A 4697-nucleotide genomic window follows, 5' to 3' on the forward strand; every position below is an offset into this window, starting at 1 on the left:
TCAAACATTTCTTCGGAGAGTTTGATCCTGGCTCAGGACGAACGCTGGCGGCGTGCCTAATACATGCAAGTCGAGCGAATCGATGGGAGCTTGCTCCCTGAGATTAGCGGCGGACGGGTGAGTAACACGTGGGCAACCTGCCTATAAGACTGGGATAACTTCGGGAAACCGGAGCTAATACCGGATACGTTCTTTTCTCGCATGAGAGAAGATGGAAAGACGGTTTACGCTGTCACTTATAGATGGGCCCGCGGCGCATTAGCTAGTTGGTGAGGTAATGGCTCACCAAGGCGACGATGCGTAGCCGACCTGAGAGGGTGATCGGCCACACTGGGACTGAGACACGGCCCAGACTCCTACGGGAGGCAGCAGTAGGGAATCTTCCGCAATGGACGAAAGTCTGACGGAGCAACGCCGCGTGAACGAAGAAGGCCTTCGGGTCGTAAAGTTCTGTTGTTAGGGAAGAACAAGTACCAGAGTAACTGCTGGTACCTTGACGGTACCTAACCAGAAAGCCACGGCTAACTACGTGCCAGCAGCCGCGGTAATACGTAGGTGGCAAGCGTTGTCCGGAATTATTGGGCGTAAAGCGCGCGCAGGTGGTTCCTTAAGTCTGATGTGAAAGCCCACGGCTCAACCGTGGAGGGTCATTGGAAACTGGGGAACTTGAGTGCAGAAGAGGAAAGTGGAATTCCAAGTGTAGCGGTGAAATGCGTAGAGATTTGGAGGAACACCAGTGGCGAAGGCGACTTTCTGGTCTGTAACTGACACTGAGGCGCGAAAGCGTGGGGAGCAAACAGGATTAGATACCCTGGTAGTCCACGCCGTAAACGATGAGTGCTAAGTGTTAGAGGGTTTCCGCCCTTTAGTGCTGCAGCTAACGCATTAAGCACTCCGCCTGGGGAGTACGGCCGCAAGGCTGAAACTCAAAGGAATTGACGGGGGCCCGCACAAGCGGTGGAGCATGTGGTTTAATTCGAAGCAACGCGAAGAACCTTACCAGGTCTTGACATCCTCTGACAACCCTAGAGATAGGGCTTTCCCCTTCGGGGGACAGAGTGACAGGTGGTGCATGGTTGTCGTCAGCTCGTGTCGTGAGATGTTGGGTTAAGTCCCGCAACGAGCGCAACCCTTGATCTTAGTTGCCAGCATTCAGTTGGGCACTCTAAGGTGACTGCCGGTGACAAACCGGAGGAAGGTGGGGATGACGTCAAATCATCATGCCCCTTATGACCTGGGCTACACACGTGCTACAATGGATGGTACAAAGGGCTGCAAACCTGCGAAGGTAAGCGAATCCCATAAAGCCATTCTCAGTTCGGATTGCAGGCTGCAACTCGCCTGCATGAAGCCGGAATCGCTAGTAATCGCGGATCAGCATGCCGCGGTGAATACGTTCCCGGGCCTTGTACACACCGCCCGTCACACCACGAGAGTTTGTAACACCCGAAGTCGGTGAGGTAACCTTCATGGAGCCAGCCGCCTAAGGTGGGACAGATGATTGGGGTGAAGTCGTAACAAGGTAGCCGTATCGGAAGGTGCGGCTGGATCACCTCCTTTCTAAGGATAATTACGAGAGCGCTTTTGTTTTGTTCAGTTTTGAATGAGTAATTCATTCAAATAGGAAAGACRAACATCACGATGTGATGGATTCTTTCTGCTTTGTTCCTTGAAAACTAGATAATAGATAGAAGGCAATTAATTTTTTTCAAAGCATCTGTAAGATCTTTTTTAACGGTTAAGTTAGAAAGGGCGCACGGTGGATGCCTTGGCACTAGGAGCCGATGAAGGACGGGACTAACACCGATATGCTTCGGGGAGCTGTAAGTAAGCTTTGATCCGGAGATTTCCGAATGGGGAAACCCACTGTTCGTAATGGAACAGTATCTTTACCTGAATACATAGGGTACTGAAGGCAGACCCGGGGAACTGAAACATCTAAGTACCCGGAGGAAGAGAAAGCAAACGCGATTTCCTGAGTAGCGGCGAGCGAAACGGAATTAGCCCAAACCAAGAGGCTTGCCTCTTGGGGTTGTAGGACACTCAACATGGAGTTACAAAGGAACGGGGTAAATGAAGCGACCTGGAAAGGTCCGTCGAAGAAGGTAAAAACCCTGTAGTTGAAACTTCGTTCCCTCCTGAGTGGATCCTGAGTACGGCGGGACACGAGAAATCCCGTCGGAAGCAGGGAGGACCATCTCCCAAGGCTAAATACTCCCTAGTGACCGATAGTGAACCAGTACCGTGAGGGAAAGGTGAAAAGCACCCCGGAAGGGGAGTGAAATAGATCCTGAAACCGTGTGCCTACAAGTAGTCAAAGCCCGTTAATGGGTAATGGCGTGCCTTTTGTAGAATGAACCGGCGAGTTACGATTTCATGCGAGGTTAAGTTGATGAGACGGAGCCGCAGCGAAAGCGAGTCTGAATAGGGCGAATGAGTATGAGGTCGTAGACCCGAAACCAGGTGATCTACCCATGTCCAGGGTGAAGTTCAGGTAACACTGAATGGAGGCCCGAACCCACGCACGTTGAAAAGTGCGGGGATGAGGTGTGGGTAGCGGAGAAATTCCAATCGAACCTGGAGATAGCTGGTTCTCTCCGAAATAGCTTTAGGGCTAGCCTCAAGATGAGAGTATTGGAGGTAGAGCACTGATTGGACTAGGGGCCCCCAACGGGTTACCGAATTCAGTCAAACTCCGAATGCCAAATACTTATTCTTGGGAGTCAGACTGCGAGTGATAAGATCCGTAGTCGAAAGGGAAACAGCCCAGACCACCAGCTAAGGTCCCAAAGTATACGTTAAGTGGAAAAGGATGTGGAGTTGCTTAGACAACCAGGATGTTGGCTTAGAAGCAGCCACCATTTAAAGAGTGCGTAATAGCTCACTGGTCGAGTGACTCCGCGCCGAAAATGTACCGGGGCTAAACGTATCACCGAAGCTGTGGATTGACACCGTATGGTGTCGATGGTAGGAGAGCGTTCTAAGGGCGTTGAAGTCAGACCGGAAGGACTGGTGGAGCGCTTAGAAGTGAGAATGCCGGTATGAGTAGCGAAAGAAGGGTGAGAATCCCTTCCACCGAATGCCTAAGGTTTCCTGAGGAAGGCTCGTCCGCTCAGGGTTAGTCGGGACCTAAGCCGAGGCCGAAAGGCGTAGGCGATGGACAACAGGTTGATATTCCTGTACCACCTATACATCGTTTGAACGATGGGGGGACGCAGAAGGATAGGGTAAGCGCGCTGTTGGATATGCGCGTCCAAGCAGTTAGGCCGGAAACGAGGCAAATCCCGTTTCCATTAAGGCGGAGCTGTGATGGCGAGGGAAATATAGTACCGAAGTTCCTGATTCCACGCTGCCAAGAAAAGCCTCTAGTGAGATGTAAGGTGCCCGTACCGCAAACCGACACAGGTAGGCGAGGAGAGAATCCTAAGGTGTGCGAGAGAACTCTCGTTAAGGAACTCGGCAAAATGACCCCGTAACTTCGGGAGAAGGGGTGCTTTTTAGGGTGAATAGCCCAGAAAAGCCGCAGTGAATAGGCCCAGGCGACTGTTTAGCAAAAACACAGGTCTCTGCGAAGCCGCAAGGCGAAGTATAGGGGCTGACACCTGCCCGGTGCTGGAAGGTTAAGGGGAGAGGTTAGCGCAAGCGAAGCTTTGAACCGAAGCCCCAGTAAACGGCGGCCGTAACTATAACGGTCCTAAGGTAGCGAAATTCCTTGTCGGGTAAGTTCCGACCCGCACGAAAGGTGTAACGATCTGGGCACTGTCTCAACGAGAGACTCGGTGAAATTATAGTACCTGTGAAGATGCAGGTTACCCGCGACAGGACGGAAAGACCCCGTGGAGCTTTACTGCAGCCTGATATTGAATTTTGGTACAGCTTGTACAGGATAGGTAGGAGCCTGAGAAGCCGGAGCGCCAGCTTCGGTGGAGGCGTTGGTGGGATACTACCCTGGCTGTATTGAAATTCTAACCCGCGCCCCTTATCGGGGTGGGAGACAGTGTCAGGTGGGCAGTTTGACTGGGGCGGTCGCCTCCTAAAGAGTAACGGAGGCGCCCAAAGGTTCCCTCAGAATGGTTGGAAATCATTCGTAGAGTGTAAAGGCACAAGGGAGCTTGACTGCGAGACCTACAAGTCGAGCAGGGACGAAAGTCGGGCTTAGTGATCCGGTGGTTCCGCATGGAAGGGCCATCGCTCAACGGATAAAAGCTACCCCGGGGATAACAGGCTTATCTCCCCCAAGAGTCCACATCGACGGGGAGGTTTGGCACCTCGATGTCGGCTCATCGCATCCTGGGGCTGTAGTCGGTCCCAAGGGTTGGGCTGTTCGCCCATTAAAGCGGTACGCGAGCTGGGTTCAGAACGTCGTGAGACAGTTCGGTCCCTATCCGTCGCGGGCGCAGGAAATTTGAGAGGAGCTGTCCTTAGTACGAGAGGACCGGGATGGACGCACCGCTGGTGTACCAGTTGTCTTGCCAAAGGCATAGCTGGGTAGCTACGTGCGGACGGGATAAGTGCTGAAAGCATCTAAGCATGAAGCCCCCCTCAAGATGAGATTTCCCATGGCGCAAGCTAGTAAGATCCCTGAAAGATGATCAGGTTGATAGGTCAGAGGTGGAAGCATGGTGACATGTGGAGCTGACTGATACTAATAGATCGAGGACTTAACCAACGCTTTTTAAAAAATGAAATACCTTCTT

2 rRNA genes are annotated in these 4697 nt (G+C 52.3%); both read left to right on the plus strand.

Annotated features, from left to right (window positions below):
- Positions 1-9 precede the first annotated feature (9 nt).
- A 16S ribosomal RNA gene (locus AC1DVB_RS25230) occupies positions 10-1560 on the plus strand.
- Between the two features lie 176 nt (positions 1561-1736).
- Positions 1737-4669: ribosomal RNA gene (locus tag AC1DVB_RS25235) — 23S ribosomal RNA — on the plus strand.
- Together the 16S and 23S rRNA genes form the textbook arrangement of a ribosomal RNA operon.
- Positions 4670-4697: the final 28 nt, after the last annotated feature.

This window comes from Peribacillus sp. P4_D6 (genome assembly GCF_056401795.1).